At 66.8% G+C, this 26051-nt stretch carries 25 protein-coding genes; 9 read left to right on the top strand and 16 right to left on the bottom strand.

Features of this window, described 5'->3' with window-relative positions; translation table 11 throughout:
- The first annotated feature begins 47 nt into the window (after window positions 1–47).
- Both IDF66_RS19215 and IDF66_RS19210 read left to right on the top strand, forming a co-directional pair.
- Entirely contained in the window at window positions 48–644 is a 597-nt protein-coding gene (locus IDF66_RS19215) for a molybdopterin-dependent oxidoreductase (protein WP_190268210.1), read from the top strand.
- On the top strand, window positions 641–1354 hold the full coding sequence (locus IDF66_RS19210; RefSeq protein ID WP_190268209.1) for an FAD-binding oxidoreductase: 714 nt from the start codon (window positions 641–643) through the stop codon (window positions 1352–1354). The genes IDF66_RS19215 and IDF66_RS19210 overlap by 4 nt, the downstream gene beginning before the upstream one ends.
- Window positions 1355–1375: 21 nt before the next feature.
- Here the strand turns inward: IDF66_RS19210 and IDF66_RS19205 are convergent, their stop codons facing one another.
- From IDF66_RS19205 to map, 3 genes are read right to left on the bottom strand one after another with little or no spacing between them, the layout of a single operon-like run.
- Window positions 1376–2200, bottom strand: a complete 825-nt coding sequence (locus IDF66_RS19205; RefSeq protein ID WP_164306781.1) for an alpha/beta fold hydrolase — start codon at window positions 2198–2200, stop codon at window positions 1376–1378.
- Window positions 2201–2245: 45 nt separating this feature from the next.
- A complete protein-coding gene (locus IDF66_RS19200) occupies window positions 2246–3781 on the bottom strand; it encodes a cobyric acid synthase (protein WP_190268379.1) in 1536 nt (511 codons plus the stop codon).
- Between the two features lies 1 nt (window position 3782).
- Window positions 3783–4646 carry a type I methionyl aminopeptidase gene (map, locus tag IDF66_RS19195; RefSeq protein WP_190268208.1) on the bottom strand — a complete coding sequence of 288 codons (864 nt, stop codon included), beginning with the start codon at window positions 4644–4646 and terminating at the stop codon, window positions 3783–3785.
- Window positions 4647–4801: 155 nt separating this feature from the next.
- Here map and IDF66_RS19190 point away from each other — a divergent pair, with 155 nt between their 5' ends.
- The 3 genes from IDF66_RS19190 to IDF66_RS19180 are packed head-to-tail and all read left to right on the top strand — an operon-like array spanning window position 4802 to window position 7700.
- Window positions 4802–5824, top strand: coding sequence for a heme/hemin ABC transporter substrate-binding protein (locus IDF66_RS19190; RefSeq protein WP_190268378.1), 1023 nt, complete (start codon window positions 4802–4804; stop codon window positions 5822–5824).
- A complete protein-coding gene (locus IDF66_RS19185; RefSeq protein WP_190268207.1) occupies window positions 5821–6912 on the top strand; it encodes a FecCD family ABC transporter permease in 1092 nt (363 codons plus the stop codon). Before IDF66_RS19190 ends, IDF66_RS19185 begins: the two co-directional genes overlap by 4 nt.
- Before the next feature lie 5 nt (window positions 6913–6917).
- Window positions 6918–7700 (top strand): heme ABC transporter ATP-binding protein, encoded by a 783-nt coding sequence (locus tag IDF66_RS19180; RefSeq protein WP_317628767.1) that lies wholly within the window; start codon window positions 6918–6920, stop codon window positions 7698–7700.
- A gap of 13 nt (window positions 7701–7713) precedes the next feature.
- Here IDF66_RS19180 and IDF66_RS19175 read toward each other — a convergent pair whose 3' ends face one another.
- From IDF66_RS19175 to puuE, 6 genes are all read right to left on the bottom strand, one after another.
- The gene (locus tag IDF66_RS19175) at window positions 7714–9549 is read right to left on the bottom strand and encodes a penicillin-binding transpeptidase domain-containing protein (RefSeq protein WP_164306777.1); all 1836 of its coding nucleotides are present in this window, start codon (window positions 9547–9549) and stop codon (window positions 7714–7716) included.
- 73 nt (window positions 9550–9622) lie between these two features.
- Complete coding sequence (locus IDF66_RS19170) at window positions 9623–10459, bottom strand: GNAT family N-acetyltransferase (RefSeq protein WP_190268205.1); 837 nt, start codon at window positions 10457–10459, stop codon at window positions 9623–9625.
- A 77-nt stretch (window positions 10460–10536) separates the two neighbouring features.
- The gene (gene ispG, locus IDF66_RS19165) at window positions 10537–11727 is read right to left on the bottom strand and encodes a flavodoxin-dependent (E)-4-hydroxy-3-methylbut-2-enyl-diphosphate synthase (RefSeq protein ID WP_164306775.1); all 1191 of its coding nucleotides are present in this window, start codon (window positions 11725–11727) and stop codon (window positions 10537–10539) included.
- Window positions 11728–11794: 67 nt separating this feature from the next.
- A complete protein-coding gene (locus IDF66_RS19160; protein ID WP_190268204.1) occupies window positions 11795–13027 on the bottom strand; it encodes a M50 family metallopeptidase in 1233 nt (410 codons plus the stop codon).
- Window positions 13024–14199: a 1-deoxy-D-xylulose-5-phosphate reductoisomerase gene (gene dxr, locus IDF66_RS19155; protein WP_190268203.1), complete on the bottom strand. Its 1176-nt coding sequence runs from the start codon at window positions 14197–14199 to the stop codon at window positions 13024–13026. The genes IDF66_RS19160 and dxr overlap by 4 nt, the downstream gene beginning before the upstream one ends.
- 45 nt (window positions 14200–14244) lie before the next feature.
- A complete protein-coding gene (puuE, locus tag IDF66_RS19150; protein ID WP_190268202.1) occupies window positions 14245–15201 on the bottom strand; it encodes an allantoinase PuuE in 957 nt (318 codons plus the stop codon).
- 151 nt (window positions 15202–15352) lie between these two features.
- Between puuE and IDF66_RS19145 the strand changes: the two genes are divergently transcribed.
- Window positions 15353–15616 (top strand): DUF2631 domain-containing protein, encoded by a 264-nt coding sequence (locus IDF66_RS19145; RefSeq protein WP_190268201.1) that lies wholly within the window; start codon window positions 15353–15355, stop codon window positions 15614–15616.
- A 14-nt stretch (window positions 15617–15630) separates the two neighbouring features.
- Here IDF66_RS19145 and rlmN read toward each other — a convergent pair whose 3' ends face one another.
- Window positions 15631–16737, bottom strand: a complete 1107-nt coding sequence (gene rlmN, locus IDF66_RS19140) for a 23S rRNA (adenine(2503)-C(2))-methyltransferase RlmN (RefSeq protein WP_190268200.1) — start codon at window positions 16735–16737, stop codon at window positions 15631–15633.
- A 30-nt stretch (window positions 16738–16767) separates the two neighbouring features.
- Here rlmN and IDF66_RS19135 point away from each other — a divergent pair, with 30 nt between their 5' ends.
- Window positions 16768–17145 (top strand): LapA family protein, encoded by a 378-nt coding sequence (locus IDF66_RS19135; protein ID WP_164306769.1) that lies wholly within the window; start codon window positions 16768–16770, stop codon window positions 17143–17145.
- Between the two features lie 15 nt (window positions 17146–17160).
- On the opposite strand, the gene IDF66_RS19130 is transcribed toward IDF66_RS19135, so the two are convergent.
- From IDF66_RS19130 to IDF66_RS19110, 5 genes are all read right to left on the bottom strand, one after another.
- The gene (locus IDF66_RS19130) at window positions 17161–18078 is read right to left on the bottom strand and encodes a phosphatidate cytidylyltransferase (protein WP_190268199.1); all 918 of its coding nucleotides are present in this window, start codon (window positions 18076–18078) and stop codon (window positions 17161–17163) included.
- A gap of 35 nt (window positions 18079–18113) precedes the next feature.
- Window positions 18114–18671, bottom strand: a complete 558-nt coding sequence (gene frr / locus IDF66_RS19125; RefSeq protein ID WP_164306767.1) for a ribosome recycling factor — start codon at window positions 18669–18671, stop codon at window positions 18114–18116.
- Between the two features lie 67 nt (window positions 18672–18738).
- Window positions 18739–19479, bottom strand: coding sequence for a UMP kinase (gene pyrH, locus IDF66_RS19120; protein ID WP_190268198.1), 741 nt, complete (start codon window positions 19477–19479; stop codon window positions 18739–18741).
- 136 nt (window positions 19480–19615) lie between these two features.
- Window positions 19616–20572 (bottom strand): glucosyl-3-phosphoglycerate synthase, encoded by a 957-nt coding sequence (locus IDF66_RS19115; RefSeq protein WP_190268197.1) that lies wholly within the window; start codon window positions 20570–20572, stop codon window positions 19616–19618.
- A 65-nt stretch (window positions 20573–20637) separates the two neighbouring features.
- The gene (locus IDF66_RS19110; protein WP_190268196.1) at window positions 20638–21687 is read right to left on the bottom strand and encodes an alpha/beta hydrolase; all 1050 of its coding nucleotides are present in this window, start codon (window positions 21685–21687) and stop codon (window positions 20638–20640) included.
- Window positions 21688–21945: 258 nt separating this feature from the next.
- Here IDF66_RS19110 and IDF66_RS19105 point away from each other — a divergent pair, with 258 nt between their 5' ends.
- Both IDF66_RS19105 and IDF66_RS19100 read left to right on the top strand, forming a co-directional pair.
- Window positions 21946–23373, top strand: coding sequence for a condensation domain-containing protein (locus IDF66_RS19105; RefSeq protein ID WP_190268195.1), 1428 nt, complete (start codon window positions 21946–21948; stop codon window positions 23371–23373).
- A gap of 26 nt (window positions 23374–23399) precedes the next feature.
- Window positions 23400–25103 carry an MFS transporter gene (locus IDF66_RS19100; protein ID WP_190268377.1) on the top strand — a complete coding sequence of 568 codons (1704 nt, stop codon included), beginning with the start codon at window positions 23400–23402 and terminating at the stop codon, window positions 25101–25103.
- 59 nt (window positions 25104–25162) lie between these two features.
- Here the strand turns inward: IDF66_RS19100 and tsf are convergent, their stop codons facing one another.
- On the bottom strand, window positions 25163–25987 hold the full coding sequence (tsf, locus tag IDF66_RS19095) for a translation elongation factor Ts (protein ID WP_164306763.1): 825 nt from the start codon (window positions 25985–25987) through the stop codon (window positions 25163–25165).
- Window positions 25988–26051: the final 64 nt, after the last annotated feature.

Raw genomic sequence — 26051 nt, 5'->3', positions numbered from 1 at the left:
CGGTTCGTTCGCGCTGCGAGATCCGATCCTGCGCGTAGGATCTCGGCATGGCGATCGTGAACCGGGGATTCGTTGGCCGTCGAGATCGCGACGCCACCCGCCTGCCGCCGGGCCAGTACCGGACCTTCGACTTCCCGGTGCTGTCCGCCGAGCCGACACCGGCCATCGCGCTCGACGACTGGTCGTTGACCATACAGTCGTCGGATCACCGGGCGCACACCTGGGACTGGGCTCGGTTCCAGGACCTCCCCCATGAGGAGATCGTCACCGACATCCATTGCGTCACCCGGTGGTCGAAGTTCGAGACACGGTGGCGTGGCGTCTCTTTCGACACCATCATGAGCAACCTTCCCTGGCCCGGCGACAGCCATGTGATGGCCCACTGCCACGGCGGGTACACGACCAACCTGGCGCTCGCCGATCTCGTGTCCGGCCGGGGCTGGATCGCCGATTCCTACGACGGCGAGCCGCTCCCGGCCGAACACGGCGGTCCGGCACGGTTGCTGGTGCCCCACCTGTATTTCTGGAAGAGCGCCAAATGGGTGCGCCGACTGCGATTCATGCCGGGCGACACCCCCGGGTTCTGGGAGAGCCGCGGCTACCACATGCATGGCGATCCCTGGACCGAGCAGCGTTACTCATGAACGAATGGCAGGTGACGACGGTCCTCTCGCAGTTCCGTCACAGCACCAGTGCGCGTTCGCTGCGTCTCGGCCTCGCCGAGCCGTTTCACGGTCTGCCCGGCCAGCACATCGACATCCGCCTCACCGCGGAGGACGGCTATTCGACCGCGCGCACCTATTCGCTGTCCGATGTCCGCGAGACACGGACGATCGAGGTCACGATAGAACGCGCCGACGACGGTGAGGTGTCGCCCTATCTCGTCGACGTGGTCGAGGTGGGTGAGCCGCTCGAGGTGACACGTGCACATGGCGGTTGGTTCACCTGGGACGAGCGGGACCCGCGCCCCGTGCAGCTCATCGCCGGCGGCTCCGGACTCGCGCCACTGATGGCGATGATCCGGAGTCGAGAGGTCTCTGCGCCGATGGTGCCGTTCGGCCTGGTGTACTCGCTGCGATCGCCGGACCGCGTCCTGTTCGCCGACGAGCTGCGGCAACTGATGCACCGGGGACGGATGCCGGTCCATCTCGCCCACACCCGGGAGGCCCCGGCCGATGATCCGCGACCGGCGGGGCGGCTCGGCGGCGGTGAACTCGCCGAGATCACGATGTCGCCCGACCGCGATCCCACGGTGTTCATCTGCGGGCCCAACGGTTTCGTCGAGCAGTGCGCGGCCGCGATGGTCGCGGCCGGACATCAGCCCGGGCGGATCCGCACCGAACGCTTCGGCTGACCGCCGGCGCCAGAACAGGGGTCAGAACATCGCGGATCGCAGTGCGATCTCACTCGCCAGCGCCGCGGCGGCGTGCTGCGGAATCCAGTGGTCCACGCCGGGCAGTACACAGAACCGGTAATCGGAGTACGCGTAGCGGCCGCTGAGCTCTGCCTGTTCACGCCCGAGCGCGGTGTCGCCGTCGCCCCACACCATCGTCGTGGGAATCTCGACGGCCGGACAGGCCAGGGTGTCGGCGATGTTCCCGGTGAAGTTCGCGCGGTACCAGTTCAACGGCCCGGTCAGCGCGCCCGGCTCCATGAGGGGCTTGAGCTCGTCGGCGGTGACCCCTGCGCGGCGTAACAGCACACCGTTGCGCGCCAGGAGCTTCTCCTCAGCATCGTCGGCGATGAAATCCTTGATGTACGAGGACTTCTCACGCTGATCGCTTGACGACAGCGCGTCGCGCATCGCCGACGGATGACCCGTACTCGCCGCGACGAGACTGGTGAACCGGTCCAGATGCTTGGCCGCGAGATGCCACGCGACGATGCCTCCCCAATCGTGTCCGACCACCATGGCGTACCGGACTCCCAGTTCGTCGAGGACGCCGAGGGCGTCATCGACGAGGTTGGACAAGTGATAAGCATCCGTACCGTCAGGACGGGCGCCGGGGCTGTAGCCCCGCTGATCGAAGACGATGGTGCGCAGTCCGCTCTCGTGCAGCCGCGGGACCACCGCGTCGAAGCACGAACTGTTGACCGGGAATCCGTGCAGGAGCAGCACCCATTTGCCGTCCTCGGGTCCGCCGATCCGGACGTCGAATGTGTTTTCCCCGACCCTCACCGCGCGCTGTTGCGTGTCCACGGGCCCAGGATAGGCGAGATAGTCCGGCCCGGGCTGCGACGCAGGTCATTCGAGACGATGAGTGATCACCGGCGATCGCGGGTCCGGGCCGTGCTCGATGATCGCCTCCAGCGCTGCGAGGTCGAGGTGCTCGCCGATCAGATCGGCGATCAGGTCGACCTGTGCGCTGCGGATCTCGTTCACGACCGTGTCCGGGGCGGCGACGAAGCCGGTGACACCACGTTCCCCGGCGACCCTGCGCAGCAGGTCACGGCGAAAGTCGTCGGAGGCGAGCAGCCCGTGCCAGTGCGTCCCGCGTACGGCCCCGCGCACCGCGCCCTCTGGACCGTTGTGTCCATCCACGATCCACGGCCGCTCACCCGACGACCGCACGCGGCCGTGGTGGATCTCGTAACCGGTGATCGGCCGGCCGTCGCCGGTGCCGGTCACCTGCCGCAGCACCTTGCCCGATTCGAAGCCGATCTCCAGATCGAGAATCCCGAGACCCTCGACCGGACCGGCGCCCGACTCCACCGGATCGTCGATGTGGCGAGCGAGCATCTGGAAGCCGCCACAGATCCCGATCACCGGCCACCCCCGCCGGACGCGCCCGACCAGCGCGTCGTCGAGTCCCCGGCTCCGGAGCCAGGCGAGATCCGAGACCGTCGCGCGCGTACCCGGCAGGACCACCAGATCCGCCGACGCCACGCTTGCCGGGTCATCGACCCAGGTCACGTCCACCCCGGGCTCACAGCCCAAGGCCTCAACGTCCGTGGTGTTGGACACCCGCGGCAATCGGATGGCCGCCACCGACAGGTGCACCGCGGACGGATCCGCGCCATCGTCGGGAGGCCCGACCCGGCGGCCCACCGGAGCGGCGAGCGAATCCTCGGCGTCGATCCAGAGATCGGAACGGTACGGGATCACCCCGAATGTGGACCGGCCGGTCAGTCCCCGCAACTGATCGAGTCCTGGCGCGAGGATCGCCGGGTCTCCGCGGAACTTGTTGATCACGAATCCGGCGATCAGTCGCTGATCCGCGGCGTCGAGCACGGCCGTCGTGCCGAACAGGTGAGCCAGTGAACCGCCGCGGTCGATGTCGCTCACCAGGATCACCGGCAGATCCGCCGACCGTGCGAGACCCATGTTCGCGATGTCGGTCGGACGTAGGTTGATCTCCGCGACCGACCCGGCACCCTCACCGATCACGACGTCGAAATCGTCTCGGAGCGAGGCGAGTTCGTCGGTCACGATCCCCACCAGCCGAGCGCGCCACGCGTGGTAGTCGCGGGCACCGACGTCACCCGCGGGTTGTCCGCGCACCACCACATGGGACCGACGATCACTGCCCGGTTTGAGCAGGACCGGATTGAAACGGGTCGACGGTTCCAACCCGCAGGCGAAGGCCTGTAGAGCCTGCGCGCGCCCGATCTCCCCACCGTCGAGGGTGACCACGGAGTTGTTCGACATGTTCTGCGCCTTGAAGGGCGCGACACGAATCCCCTGCCTGGCCAGGTGACGGCACAGCCCGGCGACGATCAGACTCTTGCCTGCGTCGGAACTGGTGCCGCCGACCAGGAGTGCACCCTTCACCCCGGTGATGTCACGCGTCCGGCAGAGTGAGGATTTCCGCGCCGTTGTCGGTCACGACGAGGGTGTGCTCGAACTGCGCGGTCCATTTCTTGTCCGTCGTCGCGACGGTCCAGCCGTCGTCCCAGATCTCGTAGCCGAGGCCACCGAGGTTGATCATCGGTTCGATGGTGAACACCATGCCGGGCTCGATGACCGTGTCGACATCGGGCCGGTCGTAGTGCAGGACCACGAGTCCGTTGTGAAAGGTCTCACCGATACCGTGCCCGGTGAAATCGCGCACGACGTTGTATCCGAACCGGTTCGCGTAGGCCTCGATGACCCGGCCGATGACGTTGAGTTCCCGGCCGGGCTTGACCGCCTTGATGGCACGCTCGGTCGCGACCCGCGTCCGCTCGACCAGATCGGCGGCCTCGGACGCGACATCACCGGCCAAGAACGTCGCGTTGGTGTCGCCGTGCACGCCGTCGATGTAGGCGGTCACGTCGATGTTGACGATGTCGCCGTCCTCGATGACCGTCGAGTCCGGGATGCCGTGGCAGATGATCTCGTTCAGCGATGTACAGCAGGACTTGGGAAAACCCTTGTACCCCAAGGTCGACGGGTAGGCACCGTGGTCGACCATGTACTCGTGGGCGATGCGGTCCAGCTCGTCGGTGGTGACGCCGGGTGCCACCGCGGCACCCGCCTGTGCGAGCGCGTTGGCGGCGATCGTGCTCGCCAGTCGCATCTTCTCGATGGTCTCCGGGGTCTGCACCCAGGGTTCGTTTCCCTCGTTCGCCGTCGGTTTCCACGCGTACTCGGGACGCTCGATCGAGTCGGGAACCGGGCGGGTCGGCGACACGGTGCCGGGCCGCAGGGCAGCGCGAACAGTCATGCACCCAGCTTATCCAGACCCCGCGGTCGAGGTGAACGCCGCTCGACGAGTCCCGGCACACGGGTGGGGCATCGGCGCGAACTAAGGTGAGACTCAGTAGACGGGTGCGGAGGACGAGTGATGCGGGTGAGCAGGTGACGAGGGCGCGTCGACTGATGCGGCCGGTCCTCGTCGTGGTGGTGCTGATGCTGGCGGGTTCCACCACGGCATGCTTCGTCGAGCCGATCGAGCAGACATCCGGATCGTCGGTGGACCCCGCCGCACACCTGCGCAACGGTCCTCGGACCGCCGAGCTGCCGGAGCGCGACGTGCGGCCCGTCGCCGACGATCCGACTCCATCATTGCCCGCGACCGTGGACTCGGTCCGCTACGGCAAGGTCACCGTGGCCGATGCCAGCCGCATCATCGCGGTCGACATCAACGGGACACTCGGCAGCATCGTGTTCTCGCTGGGTCTGGGCTCTCACGTCGTCGGACGGGACACGTCGACGGCGTTCCCGGCGGCCGCGCGCCTGCCGGTGGTCACCAATCGGGGCCACAGCCTCGATGCCGAGGCCGTGCTCGCGTTGAACCCGAGCGTGTTGCTCGTCGACGAGAACACGGTCCCGGCTGCTGCGGTCGATCAGATCCGCGACTCCGGGGTCACCGTGGTCGCGTTTCCCGGTACGCGAAGCCTGCAGTCCAACGACGCGCTCATGCGCTCGGTCGCCGGTGCACTCGGTGTTCCGCGCCAGGGCGAACAGCTCGTCGCACGCACCGACGCCGAGGTCTCCGCCGCCGAGAATCTCGTGCCGTCGCCGTCCGGCGACCCGACGATGGCCTTCGTCTACATCCGCGGTCGCAACCTGATCCTGCTGGCGGGCCCCGGCTCCGGCGCCGACGACCTCATCAGGAGTCTCGGCGGCACTGACGCCGGAACCCAGGCCGACCTGACCGGAGCGTTCACCGCGATCAGTGCCGAGGCGATGATCAAGGCGGATCCCGACGTCATCCTGGTGATGACCCAGGGCGCCGACACCGTCGGAGGGCTCGACGGAGTACTGAGCCTGCCAGGAATCGCGGAGACCGACGCCGGCCGCAACAGACGCGTGGTCCAGATGGACGAGACGAAGATCCTCGCCTTCGGACCCGATGTCGGCGAGGTGCTCGGCTCCCTCGCCCGGGCGATCTACACATGAGCGCCCCGACCACCCCTCGGGTCCCCGCGGCCCCGAGCGCCGGCCACCGCTCTCGGCACCGAACGCGCAACGTCACCGTGATGGCGGTGATGGTGGTCGCGACCGCGGCACTCATCGTCGTGTCGGCGGGCGTCGGCAAGGTGTGGGTGCCGCCGATCGAGGTCCTCGGCAGTCTCGCCCACCACTTCCATCTGGACCTCGGACCGCTCCCCTCGCACCCCAACGGCGAGGGCGCCCTGTGGAATGTACGTTTCCCGCGCATCGTCCTGGGTCTGCTCGTCGGGGCCGCGCTCGGGGCAGGCGGGTGCCTGCTCCAGGGTGTGCTGGCCAATCCCCTCGCCGAGCCCGGCATCATCGGGGTGTCGTCGGGGGCGGCGGTCGGCGCATGCCTGATGATCGTGCTCGGCGGCGGTATGACCAGCGACTGGGCATTGGCCGGCGCCGCGTTCGTGTTCGGCCTGTTCACCGCCGCGGCCGTGTACCTGCTGTCGCTACGGGACGGCTCGACATCCGCGATCATGCTGGTACTCACGGGCATCGCGGTCAACGCCTTCGCCCTCGGCATCATCGCCTACCTCACCTTCGTGGCCTCCACCGCCGCTCGCGAGCAGATCGTGTTCTGGCAGCTCGGGTCCCTGGCCGGGGCGACCTGGGACGAGATCTGGGTGTCGGCGCCGTTGATCGTCGCCGCGATCGCTGCTGCACTCGTCCTGGTCCACAAGCTCGATCTGCTGGCACTGGGTGAGATCCAGGCGGCTTCCCTCGGCGTCAACGTGGAAGTGGTCCGCCGCCAGGTGATCGTGCTCGTGTCCATCCTGACCGCGGCCGCAGTGGCGTTCTCCGGGATCATCATGTTCGTGGGCCTCGTGGTGCCGCACGTGATGCGACTGATCGTCGGACCGCGGCACGCGATCCTGCTACCCACCAGCGTGGTGGGTGGCGCACTCGTCATCACCGCCGCCGACCTGGCTGCGCGCACCATGCTCGGAGACGCCGACCTGCCACTCGGCATGTTCACCTCGCTGATCGGCGGTCCGGTGTTCTTCATCCTGCTGCGGCGCAGCAGGCACGCCGGGGCCGGGTGGTGAGCATCGTGGCCGAAGTGACCGACGGTGTGATCGCCGAGAACATCACCGTGACCCTCGGCGGCCGTCATGTGGTGGAGGATGTGTCCCTCCAGGTAGAGCCGGGTTCCTTGCTGGCCCTCGTCGGACCCAACGGGTGCGGCAAATCCACGCTGCTGTCGGTGCTCGCCGGTTTGCGCCGCCCCGACCACGGCACGGTGCGCATCGGCGATCACCTCGTGTCCAAGGCGTCGTCGACCGAACTGGCCCGCCTGCGTTCCTTTGTGACCCAACACAACCGCACCGACACCCCGTTCACCGTCGCCGAGGTGGTGGAGATGGGTCGCTTTCCGTGGCTGCGCACACCACAGGCCACCGAGTCGCCCGAGATCATCGACGATGCGTTGCGTGCCTGCGATCTCACCGACATCACCGACCGTCCGTTCGCCCAGCTCTCCGGCGGTCAGCAGGCGCGCGTGTCGATTGCCCGAGCTCTCGCCCAACGGACACCGGTGATGCTGCTCGACGAACCGACAGCCGCGCTCGACATCCACCACCAGGAATCAGTGCTCGACATCCTCCGAGCAGCCCGCGACGGCGGCGGCGCCATCCTGCTGGTGGTGCATGACCTGTCCCTGGCCGCGGCCTATGCCGACCGGGTCGCACTGATGAAGGACGGTCACCTGCTCGCCACCGGCCCGACCCGCGAGGTGATGACTGCCGACCTGCTCTCCGAGACCTACGACCACCCCGTCGAGATCTGGGATCACCCGGCGTCGGGACAGCCGATCGTGGTACCGCGCCGCACCTGACCGGTGCCGCGACTCACGACCGGGCAGCGGCGGCGTATCCCGGCGGCAGTGAGGCGAACATGTCCCGGGTCACCGCGACCGCGTTGTTCGAGTCGCCGCCGCGCACCACCAGGGTCGCGAAGGCGAGATCACCCCGGTAACCGGCGAACCACGCGTGTGAGCCGCCGGCGAACTCCGCCTCACCGGTCTTACCGAGGATGTCACCCTGTCCGGCGATGACGGTGCCGGTGCCCTGCTGGACGACCGCCCGCATCATCGGTCGGAGTTCGGCCACCACCGACGGATCCAGCGAGGGTTGCGGGCCCTCGACCTTGGTCGGCTTGCCCAGGATCAGTTGCGGTACCGGAGCTTTGCCGTTGTGGGCGACGGTGGCCGCGACCAGCGCGAGACCGAGCGGGCTGACCAGGACCTTGCCCTGGCCGAAGCCGTCCTCGGTGCGGGCCACCAACTCCGGGGCGATCGGCACCGACCCGGAGACGGACGCGAGACCCGCGATGTCGTAGTGCTGCCCGATTCCCATCGATGCGGCGGTGTGTGCGAGATCCGACGGCCCCATCTCGCTGGCGAGTTTGGCGAAGGTCGTGTTGCAGGAGTTCGCAAAGGCCTGCAGCATCGGCACGGTCCCCAACGAGAACCGGTCGTAGTTGGGGATGCGACGCGGCCCGATCTCGATCTCGCCCGGGCAGGGCACCATGGTCCCCGGATGAGCCAGGTTTCGGCTGATGGCCGCGGCCGCGGTGACCATCTTGAATGTCGAGCCCGGCGGGTAGAGCCCGGCGGTCGCGATCGGTCCGTCGCGATCGGCCGATCTGTTCTGCGCGACCGCGAGGATGTGCCCGGTTGACGGCTGGATGACCACCATCGCGACCTGGAAGCGGTCGGTGGCGTCGACCGCCCGCTGCGCGGCCGTCTGCACTTGCCGTGACAGGCTCAGCGAGACCGCCGGTGCGGGCTGCGCGGCATGGTCGGCGAGGACATCGGCGTCGAGGCCGTTGGGATTGACGGTGACCACCCGCCACCCCGCCCGACCGTCGACCTCGCTGTCGACCACCTTCTTGACCTCGGTCAGCAGGGCAGGCGCGAAGTGCGGATCCTTCGGAACCAGCTCGGCCTGTTCGTTGTGCTCGACCCCTGGGATGGCCAATTGGTCGCGGAGCCGGTCGAAATCACGCTGGGACAGGCGGGTGATGGGATACGACCCACCGCCCGCCGTGGACTCCTCGGCGATCTTCTGCGCCGACAGGGACGGATCGAACGGCTTCAGGACCGACACGAGCTGCGTCACCGAATCGGCCACCGATCCACTCGCGGCAGCGGCCTGCGCATCGAAGTTGATACCGACCACCGTGCCGTTGACCATCACCTCCGAACCGTCGGATTCGTTCACGGTCGCCCGTGGTGCCCCCATCGTGCGCAGCGAAAGCCGTTGGTTGGCACCGAGGTCCGGATGGATGTCGGTCGAGATCCACCGCACACCCCACCCGGCGTCGGTCCGGATCATCGCGATCCGGGCCGGATAGCTCCACTCACGTCCACCTGGCAGGCCCCAGTGGTAGGTGACGCCGATGTCGGCGGTATCACCGGAGACCTCCGCCTTTCCGGTGCTGAAGGTCATCTTCTCGGCCGAGATGCCCTTCCACGCGGCGTCGAGATCAGTGCGGGCCTGCGACGCGTTGTCGGTGAGCTGGGCGGCGGCCGCGGTGTTGTGGGCACCGTAGGCGGTCAGGAACCTCTCGACGGCCTGACGGGGACCGTCGTCAGCCGTGGAACAACCGGCCACCCCGAGCACGACGAGAGCACTCACCGACACACAGGTCCCGCTGATCACACGCCGTCTCATCTGCCACATCGGTTGCGATCATATGGCGTCCATGACCGGAATCCGTTGCGCCACGCGCTACGCGCTGCGAAAACGCGACTCGTCAGTCGACCAGGACCGTCGCGAACGTCCCGACCTCGCTGAACCCGACCTGCCGGTAGACCGCTCGCGCGGGAAGGTTGAAGCTGTTGACGTAGAGACTCGGCGTCCGGCCGTGCGAGATGATCGCTGCCGCAACGGCTGCGGTGCCGGCGGCGCCGAGCCCCTCACCGCGTCGGTGCGGGGCCACCCAGACTCCCTGGATCTGTCCGACTCTCCTTGAGAGCGAACCGATCTCGGCCTTGAACACGACCTCACCACGGTCGAACCGGGCGAACACACGCTGCGCAGTGACCAGCGACGCCAGCCTCCGGCGGTATGAACGCCCGCCGTCGCCGGCACACGGGTCCACTCCGACCTCACCGATGAACATGTCGACCGCGGCCGGCAGATATGCGTCGAGATCGTCGAGGGTGACAAGACGTACCAGTGGGTCCGGCGTGATGGCAGGCGCTCCGGTCAGTGCCATCAGTGGCTGGTTGTCGCGCACCTCACGTGCAGGACCCCAACACGGCTGTACGCGGTCCCAGAACGGCAGCACCAGCTCGGCGCGACCGACGATCGATGAGCAGACCCGTGGCGCGGAGGCGGCTCGGTCGGCGAAACCCTCCATGTCGTCGGCCGAACCGGCGAGCGGGATCAGGTTCGCCCCCGAGAAGCACAGCGACGTCGTCGGGTCGTCGATGGTCCACAGCTCGCCGCCGAGCAGCCGCGGGTTGATGCCGTGGGTCTCGAAACGTGCCGCCACCATGCACATCGCCACCGGGTCGGCGGCCATGACGCGCTCGACCACCGGCGCATCACGTGCGCCGAGGGGGCGGTCACCCAGTAGCTTCAGCACCACCGCTCCTCTGCAGTAGTCGGGCAGGGCACGACCTCCGGCTCCTGCACCTTCGGCGGTGGTCGCCTCCGCTGTCGTCAGCTGATCGTGACGACTGGTGGGCCCACTTCCCTGTCCCCACCAGTGTCACCCGACTCACCTGCGATTCGCAGCGCTTCTTCGATCAAGGTCTCCACGATCTCGGCCTCGGGCACGGTCTTGATGACCTCTCCCTTGACGAAGATCTGGCCCTTGCCGTTACCCGATGCCACACCGAGATCCGCTTCGCGTGCCTCACCCGGACCGTTGACGACACAACCCATCACGGCAACACGCAGCGGCACCTCCATGCCCTCGAGCCCAGCGGTCACCGCGTCGGCCAGCTTGTAGACGTCCACCTGTGCGCGACCGCACGACGGGCAGGACACGATCTCGAGTTTGCGGGGCCGCAGGTTGAGTGACTGCAGGATCTGATCACCGACCTTGACCTCCTCGGCGGGCGGTGCCGACAGGGAGACCCGGATGGTGTCGCCGATGCCCTCGGAGAGCAGTGCACCGAACGCGACCGCCGACTTGATCGTGCCCTGGAATGCCGGTCCGGCCTCGGTGACCCCGAGGTGCAGCGGGTAGTCGCACTGCGCCGCGAGCTGCCGATAAGCCTCGACCATGACCACCGGGTCGTTGTGCTTGACGGAGATCTTGATGTCGCCGAAGCCGTGCTCCTCGAACAGGCCTGCCTCCCAGAGCGCCGATTCGACGAGGGCCTCCGGGGTCGCCTTGCCATACTTCTTGAGCAGCCGGGGATCGAGGGAGCCGGCGTTGACGCCGATCCGGATCGGGATCCCGGCGTCCTTGGCGGCATATGCGACCTCTTTGACGCGCCCGTCGAACTCCTTGATGTTGCCCGGGTTGACACGAACGGCCGCACATCCCGCGTCGATGGCGGCGAAGATGTATTTCGGCTGGAAGTGGATGTCGGCGATCACCGGGATCTTGCTCTTCTTGGCGATCACGGGCAACGCCTCGGCGTCTTCGGGACGCGGGCAGGCCACCCGCACGATGTCGCAGCCCGATGCGGTGAGCTCGGCGATCTGCTGCAGCGTCGCGTTGATGTCGTGTGTCTTGGTGGTGGTCATCGACTGCACCGAGATCGGATGGTCGCTGCCCACACCGACCTGGCCGACCTGGATCTGGCGTGTCGGGCGTCGGGGCGCCAACACGGGCGGCGGGCCTGCGGGCATGCCGAGCCCGACCGAGACCGCGTCTCCGGGAGTTGCTGGGGCGTTCATCTCGTTCACCTCGAATGACGAATGGCTGTGTGGTTCAACGGCTGAGCTGTGTGACGGCAGGGCTGGGTCATTTGAACAGTTCGATCGGGTTGACGATGTCGGCGGTGACCGTCAGGACCATGAATCCACCCATGATGATCACCACCGCGTAGGTGATCGGCATGAGCTTCAGGTAGTCGACGGGCCCGCCTGCGGCACGCCCGAACCATCCGCGGACCGTGTTGCGGGCCTTCTCGTAGCCGACGATGGCCATGTGCCCACCATCCAACGGTAGTAGCGGCACGAGATTGAACAACCCGAGGAAGAAGTTGATGCTGATCAGCAACAGCAGAAAGGTGCTCCACGCACCCCGCTCGACGGCCTGACCACCCAGCACCGACGCACCGTAGACGCTGACCGGGGTGTCTGCCGAGCGCTCACCGCCGGTGACCGCCGTCCACAGGGCGCTGACCTTCGACGGCATCGACAGCAGGGCGTCCCACGTGGCCACGAACAGGTCACCGGTGAACGCGAACGATGCGGGGATCACCTCGAGTCCGTCGTAGTGGTTGATGTTCGGCGGCGGCGTGAACGTGATGCCGACCTGGCGGGCCTGTTCGGTCTCCTTGGTCCCGTCCGACCGCTGGACGACGATGGTCGCGGGTTGCGGGACGATCGTGAGGTCGACCTTCTCGCCGCCTCGCTGCACGGTCATCGCAACCGGGTCGGAGCCCGTGCCGATCTGTTTGGACACCTCGGAGTAGTCGGAGACCGACTGGCCGTTGACGGCGACGATCGTGTCGCCTGCGCGCAGGCCCGCGTCGGCGGCCGGACCGTTGCCGACACACGGGGTCCGCACCGGCTCCGCCGTCTCGGAATACGTGGTGGTGGCCGACACACAGCTGGTCTTCGACACCGTCGCGGGCACCGGGTCCTGGCTGATGTTCGGCAGGCCGAAGATCGCGCCGACGATGACGACCAGCACGAACCCGAGCACGAAGTTCTGCGCGGGCCCGGCCAACAGCACCACCAGCCGTTTCCACGGCTTCTGCAGGTACATGGCCCGGGGGCGGTCTTCCTCGGCGATCTCGTCGTAGGGCGTCATGCCCGCGATGTCGCAGAAGCCGCCGAGCGGCAGTGCCTTGACGCCGTATTCGGTCTCCCCGCGACGGGTCGACCACAGCGTCGGCCCGAAGCCGACGAAGTATCGGCGGACCTTCATACCGGTCGCCTGCGCTGCCCACATGTGACCGCATTCGTGCCACGCAACCGACAGCACCAGCGCTGCGGCGAACAGCACCACGCCGAGCGCAAAACTCACTGACTCACTCCATCCGCATATGACTTGACCAGACGCGCAGCATGTTCGCGTGCCCACTGATCAGCGGCCAAGACCTCATCCACAGTACCTGGCCGTGCACGCCACTGATCGGCCTCGGCGAGCACCTCACGGATGATCTCGACGATCCGCGGGAACCGGATGGCACCGGCGAAGAAGCCCTCGGCCGCGGCCTCGTTGGCAGCGTTGTAGACGGCGGTGAGCGAGCCGCCCCCACGGCCCGCCTCGCGAGCGAGATCGATCGCCGGGAAAACCGCGTTGTCGACCGGCTCGAATGTCCACGACGACGCGGTCGAGAAGTCACAGGCGGCCGAGGAGCCGGGCACGCGCGCCGGCCACCCGAGCGCCAGCGCGATCGGGAGTTTCATCGACGGCGGGGATGCCTTGGCGACGGTCGCCCCGTCGACGAAGGTCACCATCGAATGGACGATCGACTGCGCATGAACGGTGACGTCGATGCGGTCGTAATCCACCCCGAACAGCAGGTGCGCCTCGATGACCTCGAGTGCCTTGTTCACCAGCGTTGCCGAGTTCAGCGTGATCATCGGACCCATCGACCAGGTCGGATGGTGGCCTGCCTGCTCCGGCGTCACGTCCTCGAGTTCCGCCCGGGTCCATCCCCGGAAGGGTCCGCCCGATGCGGTGAGGACGAGCCGGTCCACCTCGTCGGCGGTACCGGCCCGCAGGCACTGGGCGATGGCCGAGTGCTCGGAGTCCACGGGCACGATCTGACCGGGGGCCGCAGCGTCGAGAACCAGCGAGCCGCCTGCGACCAGGGACTCCTTGTTCGCCAGCGCCAGCCGCGCCCCGGATCGCAGCGCGGCGAGACTCGGCCGGAGGCCGATGGACCCGACCACGGCGTTGAGGACCACATCGGCCTCGACGGCGTCGATCAGGTCGCACATCGCGTCCGGGCCGCCGAGAACACGGTTGCCGAGACCGTCGGAGAGCGTTCGCGCGGCGACCGGATCGGCGACCGCCAGGGCGTCGGCCGGAATCCGGAACACCTGTGCCTGCGCACGCAACAGATCGAGGTTCGCGCCGCCCGCCCCGAGGCCGACCACCTGGAAACGTTCGGGATGCTCGGCGATGACCTCGAGGGCCTGGACACCGATCGACCCCGTCGAGCCGAGAATGAGTACGCGCGTCGTCACGAACTCATTGTCCTGCCTCGGAGGGGTGAGCCCAAACTTCCCGGTTCAGCCGACCGGGTGCACCTTCCGCCAGTGTTCGGCGATGTCGATGCGACGGGTGATCCAGACATCGTCGTGGGCCTGCACGTGGTCGAGGAACCGCTCGAGTGCCGCCAGTCGTGCCGGCCTGCCCGCGATCCGGCAGTGCAGCCCGATGGAGAGCATCTTGGGTGCGCCGGCCACGCCTTCGGCATACAGCACGTCGAAGGCGTCACGGAGGTGGGCGAAGAACTGGTCGCCCGACGGAAATCCGCCGGGCGAGGCGAACCGCATGTCGTTCGTGTCGAGCGTGTACGGCACCACGAGGTGATCGACGACGGAGTCGGCTCGCGGCACCTTCACCCAGTACGGCAGGTCGTCGGCGTAGCTGTCGGAGTCGTAGACGAACCCACCCTGCTCCACCACGAGTCGGCGGGTGTTGGGCGAATCACGGCCGGTGTACCAGCCGCGAGGTCGTTGGCCGGTGATCTCGGTGAGCAGGTCGATGCCCGCCTGCATGTGTTCACGCTCCACCGCCGGGCCGACGAGCTGGTAACTGAGCCATCGATAGCCGTGACACGCGATCTCGTCGCCGCGTTCGACGAAGGCCGCGGCCGCCTCCGGGTTACGCGCCATCGCCTGCGCGACAGCGAAGATGGTGAGGGGCAGTTGCCGTCGCGAGAACGTGCGCAGGATCCGCCAGACCCCGGCGCGCGACCCGTACTCGTAGAGCGATTCCATGCTCATGTGCCGGTTCGGGAACGACTGCGCACCGACCATCTCGGACAGGAAGGTCTCACTGCCACTGTCGCTCTCGAGGACGTTGTTCTCCGAACCCTCCTCGTAGTTGAGCACGAACTGCACGGCGATCCTGGCGCCGCCCGGCCATTGCGGATCCGGGGGTGTCGCACCGTATCCGATCATGTCGCGCGGATAGTTCTCCGTGCGGTAGTCGGCCAGATTTCGATGCGCGGTGTCGGACATGGCGGCATTCTGTCACCGAACCCGCGACGATGCGTGGTGGCAGGTACGTCGCGCACCCGGCGCTACCGCTATGCTGTTCGATGAACTACTACCGACCGTCAGACTTCTGGCCACGTCCGTCAGATCGCTGACCGTGCAGTGAGGAGCCACCGTGGCAAGCACCGAGGTTGAGCCCGTCGACACCGGCTGGGTCCGTGAACCCGCGGATGCGCCGTCGGCCCGGTTCGGCTGGCACGGTCAGGCGACCAAGTCCTTCATGATCGCCGGATGGTTCTGCGTCGTCGCACTGCTCTGCATGCTCATCGGCAATCAGCGGGGCCACATCGAGGACATCTACCTCGTCGGGATTGCCGTTGTCCTCGCCTATTTCCTGATCCGGCCGTCGATCCGCAATCGGGGCCGCTGGAAGAACTGACCGCCTAGCCGGTCTCAGCGTTCTTCGGCCGCCAGCTGCCCACAGGCGGCGGCGATCTCCTGCCCACGGGTGTCGCGAACCGTGCAGGACACACCTTGTTCCCGTACCCGCCGGACGAACTCGCGTTCGACCGGTTTGGGACTGGCGTCCCATTCTGATCCCGGCGTCGGATTGAGCGGGATCAGGTTGACGTGCACTCGCGAGCCGAGTGCCTTGTGCAGCTTCTCCCCCAACAGATCCGCGCGCCACGGCTGGTCGTTGACGTCCCGGATCAACGCGTACTCGATCGACACGCGCCGACCGGTGGTGTCGGCGTAGTAGCGCGCCGCATCGAGGACCTCCGACACCGACCATCTGTTGTTCACCGGCACCAAGGTGTCGCGCAGTTCGTCGTCGGGCGTGTGTAGCGACACCGCCAGCGTCACCGCCAGTCCCTCGTCGGCAAGACGCCGGATCGACGGTGCGAGGCCGACCGTCGACACGGTCACCGACCGCGCCGAGATCCCGAGTCCGTCCGGTACCGGCGACGTGATCTGCCGGACCGCGCTGACCACACGCTTGTAGTTCGCCAGCGGCTCACCCATCCCCATGAAGACCACGTTCGACAACCGGCCGGGCGCTCCGAACTCACCGTCGCGCAACGCCCGCGCCGCTGCGCGGACCTGGTCGACGATCTCGGCCGCCGACAGATTGCGGTCGAGGCCGCCCTGCCCGGTCGCGCAGAACGGACATGCCATCCCGCAACCGGCCTGACTGGAGATACACAGTGTGTTGCGCTCGGTGTAGCGCATGAGAACGCTCTCGAGGAGCGTGCCGTCGTGCAGCCGCCACAATGTCTTCCGCGTATCGCCGTCGTCGCAGGAGATGTGCCGCACCGGGCTCAGCAACGGCGGAAAGAGTTTCTCGCCGACCGCATCGCGCGACGACGCGGGTAGGTCGCTCATCTCCTCGACGTCGCCGTTGAGGCGGCCGTAGTACTGTCTCGCCAGCTGATTCGCCCGGAACTTCGGGAGCCCAAGGGCGCCGAGGGCGGCGACGCGGCCCTCGGGGTCGAGGTCGGCGAAATGAGTCGGCGGACGCCCCCGTTTGGGCGCGTCGAACACGAGCGGCAATGACGACATGTTGACATTGTCGCATGTCATGATGGGTAGATGACGACACCTGATCCGCAGCGCCCCGAGGCGACACCGGGTGACCTGCCCCCGGCCGATGCCGAATTGGATCGAGATCACCAGGCCTTGCTCGACGAACGTGACGAGCTCCGCACGAGGGTCAAGAACGTCGAACACACGCGCACCCGTGCGACTTTCATCGGCTTGGTGATCGGTGCGGTCATCACCGTGCTGCTGCTCGTCTTCATCCTGCAGAACCTCGACTCGCAGCGGATCACGCTGATCTTCTGGGAGGTCAACCTACCGCTGGGTGTGAGCCTTCTCATCGCCGCGATCGCGGGAGCACTGATCGTCGCCCTGGCCGGTGGCCTGCGCATGTTGCAGATGAGCCGGGCGATGCGCAAGGCCAAGAAGTAGCGCGGCCGACAGGCGTCAGAGGAGCGCCGTCAGGACGGCCCACACGATGAACGCCGACGGCAGCAGCGAGTCGAGTCGATCCATGATGCCACCGTGCCCAGGGAGCAACGTGCCCATGTCCTTGATACCGAGGTCCCGCTTGACCTGGGATTCGACCAGATCACCGAGCGTTGCGCAGACGACCAGCACCGGTCCGAGGATCGCGCCGACCCACCAGTGGGTGTCGAGGAGGAAGACCACGCAGCAGATCGCGCCCGCCGTACCGACGATCAGTGATCCGACGAGTCCCTCCCAGGATTTCTTCGGACTGATGGCCGGCGCCATCGCATGCTTGCCGAACAAGACGCCCGCGGCGTAGCCGCCGACGTCGGAGCACACCACCACCACCATCAACGTCGCCACGCGGGCGGCGCCGTGGTCCTGGACCACCATGAAAGCGCCGAACGACGCGAGCAGCGGCAACCATGCCAGCACGAACACACTCGCGGCCAGATTCCGGAGGTAGTTCTCGGGTGCGCGACCGATCCCCTGGGCCAGCAGCATCCAGACCATCAGGATCAGCACCGTCGCCGCGAACGCGGTGAGCACTCCGGTCTGCGCCCAGGGCCAGCTCGACCAGATGATCGCCTGCCCGCCGATCAGCAACGGCCACAGCGCCACCTGGAAGCCGCCGTCGCGCAACCGCTTGGTCACCTCCCACGTCGCGATCGCGAACGCAACGGCCACCACGCCGTACCAGATCTTCGGCGCGAACAGCAGGATGAGGATGATCGAGACACCGAGGGACCCGCCGACCGCGATCGCCGCGGGCAGATTCCGGCCCGCGCGCGACTTCGTGGGCGCAGGTGCCGCCGCGGACACCGGCTCGGCGGGGGTCCCCGAACCCTCGCCGCCTTCGGCAGGCGGCGTGTTCGCGGAGGATTCGGTGGCCATCACTTCCGGTATAGACGCGTGGGTTGGGTCAGTGCTCACACTTCGAGCAATTCGTTCTCTTTGTGCTTCACCAGGTCGTCGACCTGTGTGACGTAGCCGGCGGTTGTCTTGTCGAGTTCCTTCTCGGCGCGGTTCACCTCGTCCTCGCCGGCCTCGCCGTCCTTCTGGATGCGCTTGAGTTCGTCGACGGCCTTCCGGCGGACGTTGCGGATGGCCACCTTCGCATCCTCACCCTTGCCCTTGGCCTGCTTGACCAGTTCGCGTCGCCGTTCCTCGGTGAGCTGAGGGATCGCGACACGGATGATCGTGCCGTCGTTGGTCGGGTTCACGCCCAGGTCGGAGTTGCGGATCGCCGTCTCGATGTCGCGCAGTGTGGAGGCCTCGTAGGGCTTGATCACGACCATTCTGGCTTCCGGCGTGTTGATGCTCGCCACCTGCGTGACCGGGGTGAGCGCACCGTAGTACTCGATGTTGACCTTGTTGAACATCGCAGGATTGGCACGGCCGGTGCGAATCGAGCCCATGTCGTCCTTGGCGACGCCGACCGCCTTCTCCATCTTCTCTTCGGCGTCCAGCAGCGCGTCGTCGATCATCGTCGTCCCACTTCTACTCGGTACGGGTTCGGATTGGTGCAGGTCATGAGAGCACAAGCATCCATGACTACGTTGCCACCAGGGTGCCGATTCGCTTGCCTGCGACTGCCCGGGCGATGTTGCCCTCCTCCAGCAGATTGAACACCAGCATCGGCATCTTGTTGTCCATACACAGACTGAAGGCGGTCGCGTCGGCGACCTTGAGTTCCTTGTCGAGCACCTCGCGATGGGTGACCTCGGTGTACATCTTGGCATCCGGGACGAGACGAGGATCGGCGTCGTACACACCGTCGACCCCCTTGGCCATCAACACGACCTCGGCCTTGATCTCCAGGGCCCGTTGGGCTGCCGTGGTGTCGGTGGAGAAATAGGGCATCCCCATGCCTGCGCCGAAGATCACCACCCGTCCCTTTTCCAGGTGACGTTGCGCCCTCAGTGGCAGATAGGGCTCGGCCACCTGGCCCATCGTGATGGCGGTCTGGACCCGCGTGCTCACGCCGCGCTTCTCCAGAAAGTCCTGCAAAGCGAGACAATTCATCACCGTACCGAGCATGCCCATGTAATCCGACCGGGATCGGTCGAGTCCACGCTGCTGGAGTTCGGCGCCTCGGAAGAAATTGCCGCCGCCGATGACGACCGCCACCTGCACCCCCGATCCGACCACATCTGCGATCTGGTCGGCCACGGTCGCCACGACGTCGGGATCGAGACCGACCTCGCCGCCGCCGAACATCTCACCCCCGAGTTTGAGGAGCACGCGACGGTAGCCGTGACGTTCGGACTGCTGCATGTCGGGGGTTTCGCTCATCAACATCCTCACTCGTCGGTTCGGTGAACATCGTACGTCCCTCGACGAGAGGTCCGGCGAAGAGCGGTCGGCGCGCCCGTCCGCAGGCAGAGTCGGCCCACGCAGCGCACCATTCCGGACGGGGTGGCGAGCACGGTCAGACAGCGCCGACGCCGACCATGGTGCGACCCGGCACCGTCCGCATCGGAGGGCGATCGTCGAGCACCGGATAGGCACGACGGACGCTGTGCCCGTCGTCCTCCATCAGGAACTGGATGAGCGGACTCCCCGAGTCCTCGATCCCGAGCCGGCTCATCAACGTCGCAACGATCTGGCGGGACATCGGCCCCAAGTCACGGAGAGGCCGATTCCGATGGGTTCTGGTCCCGAGATCGACCTGTCCGATCGCGTCCATCCCGTATCGACTCAGTGTGTCGAGGACGATGCCGATCTCCACGCCGTATCCAGGGGCGAACGGGATCGAAGTCAGCAACTCGCGGGTTCCGGCGTACTCGCCCGCCAACGGCTGGATCAGGGCTGACAGCTCCGGTCTCAGCGCGGAGACCAGAGGCCGCACGACGAGCTCGGTGACTCGCCCACCGCCCGTCGGATCGACACCGCCGGAGCCCACGAGTGGGCGACGGTAGTAGCCCTTGACCAGCTGCAACTCCGGCGTCAGCAGCAGCGGACCCACGAGCCTCGGCACATACATCGGATCGGGATCCACCAGGTCACTGTCGATGTACACCACGATGTCGCCGACCGTGGTCGCCAGCGAGCGCCACAGCACCTCACCCTTGCCCGGCAACGGCGTCACCCCCGGCAACGCCGACTCCCTGCTCTCCACCCGTGCCCCCGCGGCCGCCGCGCGGGCCATGGTGGCATCCGACGACCCGGAGTCGACCACGACGACCTCGTCGACGAGCCCACCCACGAGGGGCATGATGCTCGCGACCACGGACCCCACGGTCCGCTCCTCGTCGAGGGCCGGCAAGACCACCGAGATCGACCGGCCCTCCTTGTGGGCGATCAGTTCGTCGATCGTCCACTCCGGCCGGTCCCACGTGTTCGATTCCAGCCAGGTCGCCGAGCCCGCCATGGCCGCAATCGTCATCGAATCGCAGTCCATCGCGGTCCCACCGTCCGCGGCGGTCCCGACACGGTCGTGACGACGGGCCGTCACGCGGCGAGAGCCCGTCGGAACTGCGGCCAGGCCCGGTGCAATTCGTCCTGCCAGTACGGCCAGGCGTGCGTGCCACCGTCGTACAGGTGGAACGTCGCATCGACCCCCATCTCCCGCATCCGTCGCTGGAGGTTGCGCGTACATTCGCCTGTTGCGGTCTCGATGACCGCACCGACCGCGATCTGGTCGAACAGCTTGCCGCCGTTTCCGTCGATGCCGGGCCCGTTGATGGTGTCGTAGCGTCCGGGCGTCCCGGAACCGTTGGAGATGTAGACGGACTTGCCGCGGAACCTGTCGACGTGCAGGTACGGGTCGTTGTCCCGCCATGACGGGTCGGTCGATGGACCCCACATGTTGAGAGTGTTCCCACCGCCGCGTCCCTCCACCACCATCCGGACAACGGCTTGTCCGACCGGGTCGCTGGTCTGCGCGCATCCACTGAACGAACCGATCGCCCGGTAGAGCTTCGGGGCGTGTAGCGACAGCTGGAAGACCGATGTCCCCGCCATCGAGATACCGGCAATTGCGTTGCGCCCGTTGCCATCAAAACGCGCATCGATGGCCCGCGGAAGCTCGTCGGTCAGAAAGGTGGACCACTTCTGGTATCCCAGTGTGGGATCCGGACGCTTCCAGTCGGTGAAATAACTCGCCGCACCGCCCATCGGGACGACCACATTGACATGTTCATCGGCGAAGAAGGACCGGATGTCGGTCTGGTCGAACCAACTGCTACCGCCCTCGCCCCCGGCGGCTCCGTTCAACAGGTAGAGCGTCGGAGCAGGTCCGCCACCGGAAGCGGGAATGACCTTGACGGACAACGACTTATGCATCGCAGGTGAACGCACCGTGAGGTCGATCTCGTGGCCCGGCCGGACATGCTCGGCGACAATCCTCGCGCTCAACGGAGCGGCCGACGAGATCACCGGCACCAACAGCCCCGCCAGAGCGATACAAGCAGTCGCGGCCACTGCCGCGAATCCTCGTGCAGCGACGGTATGCGAGGCCGCTGCCCCTGCCTCGTAATTACCCACCCTCGTCACCCCCATCGCAGAAACACCCACCCGGTGTCGACGCTTGGAGTGTGCCCCACGACTCCCTTGCTGTCCACTCCCTCAGAAGTACGTGCGACTGGGACCTTTGTCCAATAAAACTGGTTGACACACAACATATTTCATGGGTTGATGCTGTAGGTGGGGATCGAGGTCCCGGTCTGATCGGGTCTCGTTTTCGAGGTCCCGTGTTCAAGCGCGGCAGCCCACAGGCGAGTCGTCGCTCCATCCGCAATCAGCGAATAGAGGTCAGAGATGGTAAGTTTCGGGCTCATCGACGAGTGGAACCCCCGTCCTGGACAATTGACCAGCTGGGTCGCGTCGCCGTCATCGATCGCCGAATCAGCACGTGCTGCAAGTCATCCGGTACCCCCGTCGCATCAGCAGGAGGAGTACCTCCGCGCCGCGGACCGCAACCGATCCGCCGGCTTCCGGTTCTCACGTCTGTGCCTGATCGCGTTCGACATCAACGCGCAGCTGGAACCTGCGGCATTGACCACCGCGCTGACCACCTTTCTGCGCCGACACGACACGTTCAGGTCATGGTTCTCGGTCGAGGCCGACGGTTCCGTCGCCAGGCATGTGACCGAACCGGAGACGATCGAACTGCTCTGCAACGATCACGGCGACTTCACGACGCCGGCCCGCATCCGTGAGCACGTACAGCACGAGACCCCCGGGCCCTTCGCCTGGGACTGCTTCTCCTTCGGCGCCATCGAATGGGATGGCGGATTCACCATCTACTGCGCCGTGGATCACCTGAACACCGATGGCATGTCGCAGGCGATGACCTGCGTGGATCTGATGACCTTGTACATGAATGCGGCGTTCGGCATGGACACCGCCCTGGCGCCGGTCGGCAGCTATGTCGACTACTGCGACCGCGAGCGGTCCATCTCGCGCGAACTGTCCCGGGATTCTCCCCGGGTCCAGAGGTGGATCGACGTCGTCTCGGATCATGGCGGCCGCCTGCCCCACTTTCCGCTACCGCTCGGAAAGGATGCCGACACCCACACCCGCAGTGCGCATCTCACCACAAAGGTCTTCGACGACGACGCTGCTGCACAGCGTTTTGAGGACGCATGTCGGGCGAACGGCGGAAACGTCACCGCCGGCCTCATGGCCATCGCCGCGCTGGCCTATGCCGAGTTCACCGGCGAGTCCGGCTATCTGGGCATGACGCCCAAGAGCACGCGCCAGGCCGGGAGCGAACTGAACTCGGTCGGGTGGTTCACCAGCCTCATCCCGGTGCCGGTGACGATCGATCCCGACAGCACGTTCAGTTCGGCAGTCGCTCAGGCCGCCCGGAGCTACGACGCCGGAAAGGACCTGACCGATGTGTCCTTCCACCGGGTCCTCGAGCTCGTGCGACCGGAGGACGGCATCGACGTGCAACCCGGCTGGTCGGTTCCGATGATCTCCTACATCGACGTGCGAAAGCTGCCCGGCGTCAAGATGTTCGACGCCATCAACGGATGCCTGTACGGCAACCGGGGCAGCAGCGAAGAGGTGTTCATGTGGATCAACCGATTCCAGGAAGAGACCTCGATGACCTTCTTGTATCCCGACACCGAGATCGCCCGGGAATCCGTGCACGACTACACGGACAAGTTCATCGAGATCATGGAAACCGTTGCGAACCAAGGTGACTACGATCAGGTTGCCCCCGCGCTGACGCGGTGACCCCGACCGCGAACGACCGGGACACGATGGCGGGTACCGATGCCGCGCCTGCGGATTCGGCCACGACCGGGCCGGTCGACCGCGCAGCGTGGGTGGCCCTCGCCGGCTGCCTGCTCGGTCTGTTCATGCAGATGCTCGACACCACGATCGTCAACATCGCGCTGCCGGACCTGACCACCGACCTCCGCGCGTCCACCTCCGAGCAACTGCTGGTCCTCAGCGTGTACACGCTGGCATTCGCGTGCACCCTGCTGACCGCCGCAACCCTGGGCGGCCGCCTGGGTCGTCGGCGCGTGTTCGTCACCGCGATCCTGGCGTTCACCGTCTCGTCGCTGCTCTGTGGTGTGTCGCAGGGTCCGGTGGAACTGATCGTGTTCCGGGGCGCCCAGGGTGTCAGCGCAGCGCTGATGTCGGCGCAGACGCTGGCGCTCATCGCCGCACTCTTCCCCAAGGCCCGTCATGGTCTGGTGTTCGGCATCTACGGCGCCGTCGCCGGTCTGGCCGCGATGCTCGGGCCCGTCGTCGGCGGCGTACTGGTCACCTCGGACGTCCTCGGGTGGGGGTGGCGGACGATCTTCTTCGTCAACTTCCCGCTCGGCGTCATCGCGTGCGGGTTGGCGTGGCGCAGGCTTCCTCAACTGCGTGAGCAGCCGCCACCTCGACTTGATCTGCGCGGGATGGCCTTGTCGACCGCGGGTCTGTTCTTTCTGCTGTATCCGCTCGCCGTGGGACGTGAGCAGGGCTGGCCGCCGCGGCTCTGGGTCATGATGGGTGCGTCGGCGGTGCTGCTCGTGCTGTTCGTGGTCCTCGAACGACGACTGCTCGCTCGGGGCGGCGCCCCCTTGCTCAGGATGGACCTGTTCGGCTCTCGACGCTTCACCGTCGGTTTGTCGCTCTCGCTGCTCTTCTTCAGCGTGTTCGCCGCCTTCTTCTTCACCGTCTCCATCTCGGCCCAGTTCGGACTCGGCTACTCCCCGTTGCGCACCGGGCTGCTGGCACTGCCGTTCGCGGTCGGCGGTGTCCTGGGATCGGTTCTGTCCCCTGGCGTCGTCGATCGGATCGGCTCGGCGCGGACACTGTGTGCCGGTGCCCTCGTCCTCGGCGCCGGGCTCGCGTGGGTCGGGCTGACGCTGCAGCCGATCAGCGGGACGATGTCGATACCGGCGGTCATCGCGCCACTCGTGGTCGGTGGTATCGGTACCGGACTGTTCGTCGCACCGCTGCAAACGGCGATCCTGTCGGACACCTCCGAGGCGAACATCGGCTCGGCATCGGGATGCGTGCCGACGGTTCAGCAGATCGGCGCGTCGATAGGGCTGGCCGTGGTTTCCCTGTTCTTCTTCGGTCAGGTTGCCACTCAGGCACATTCGGCGGTACCCGCGACACGCGCGGAGCTCGTGGCCGATCTGCAGAACACCGCCGTCGAGCCACTGTTCCGTGCCCCGATGGCAGATAGATTCGCCGACTGCGCCCGTAACCAACTGACCTCGGCCCATCCCGATCGACCGGCGCCCGGCTGCGACGGCGATCCCTCGGCACAGTCCGGTATGGCCGCCGATCTCATCGGCAAGGCCAACGGCCAGTTGCAGGAGGCAGGCCGAGCCGTGGCGGCACGAAGTTTCGTGGGGGCGTTTCAGACGACGCTGTGGGCACTCGCCGCGATGTGCGCGGCGATCGCGGTGCTGACGCTGGCTCTCGGTTCACGGCCAGGCCCGAACAAGCCCGAATAACAGGCAAAACCCCGCGTCACCTCAGCGGTGACGCGGGGTTTTGTCTGTTGGTCAACAGGTCAGGACTGGCCGACCTCGAAGCGGGTGAAACCGTTGATGGTCACGCCTGCTTCGTCGAGAAGAGCCTTGACGGTCTTCTTGGAGTCCTGCACCGACGGCTGGTCGAGCAGCACGACGTCCTTGTAGAAGCCGTTGACGCGGCCTTCGACGATCTTCGGCAGTGCCTGCTCGGGCTTGCCCTCTTCCTTCGCGGTCTGCTCGGCGATGCGACGTTCGTTCTCCACCACGTCGGCGGGCACCTCGTCGCGGGTCGCGTACTTCGCGCGCAGCGCGGCAACCTGCATGGCAGCGCCACGCGCGGCCTCCGCAGCGGCGTCACCCTCACCGGTGTAGGAGACGAGCACGCCGACAGCAGGCGGCAGATCCGATGCACGCTTGTGCAGGTACACGGCGACGGGACCGTCGTAGTAGGCGACCCGACGCAGTTCGAGCTTCTCGCCGATCTTGGCCGACAGCGCGGCGACGGCCTCGTCCACGGTGCCGCCACCCAGAGCCGCCGCCTTCAGCGCGTCGACGTCACTGGTCTTGGCGACCGCCGCGGCGTCGAGGATCTGGTCGGCGAGTTCCTGGAACTCGGCGTTCTTCGCGACGAAGTCGGTCTCCGAGTTCAGCTCGATCAGCACGCCGTCCTTGGCTGCGACGAGGCCCTCGGCAGTGGAGCGCTCGGCGCGCTTGCCGACGTCCTTCGCACCCTTGATGCGCAATTCCTCGACGGCCTTGTCGAAGTCGCCGTCGTTGTTCGCGAGCGCGTTCTTGCAGTCAAGCATTCCTGAGCCGGTGAGCTCACGGAGACGCTTCACATCGGCTGCGGTGTAGTTCGCCATCGTTGGCGAGCCTCCTTCGAGAGAGTGTCGGATGCCTCCCCGGGCCCGGTCGTGGCCCGGGGAG

Source organism: Gordonia hankookensis (assembly GCF_014673215.1).
GTDB classification, from domain to species: domain Bacteria; phylum Actinomycetota; class Actinomycetes; order Mycobacteriales; family Mycobacteriaceae; genus Gordonia; species Gordonia hankookensis.
Note: the sequence above shows the minus strand (reverse complement) of the source record. Positions and strands in the feature narration are given on the sequence as shown.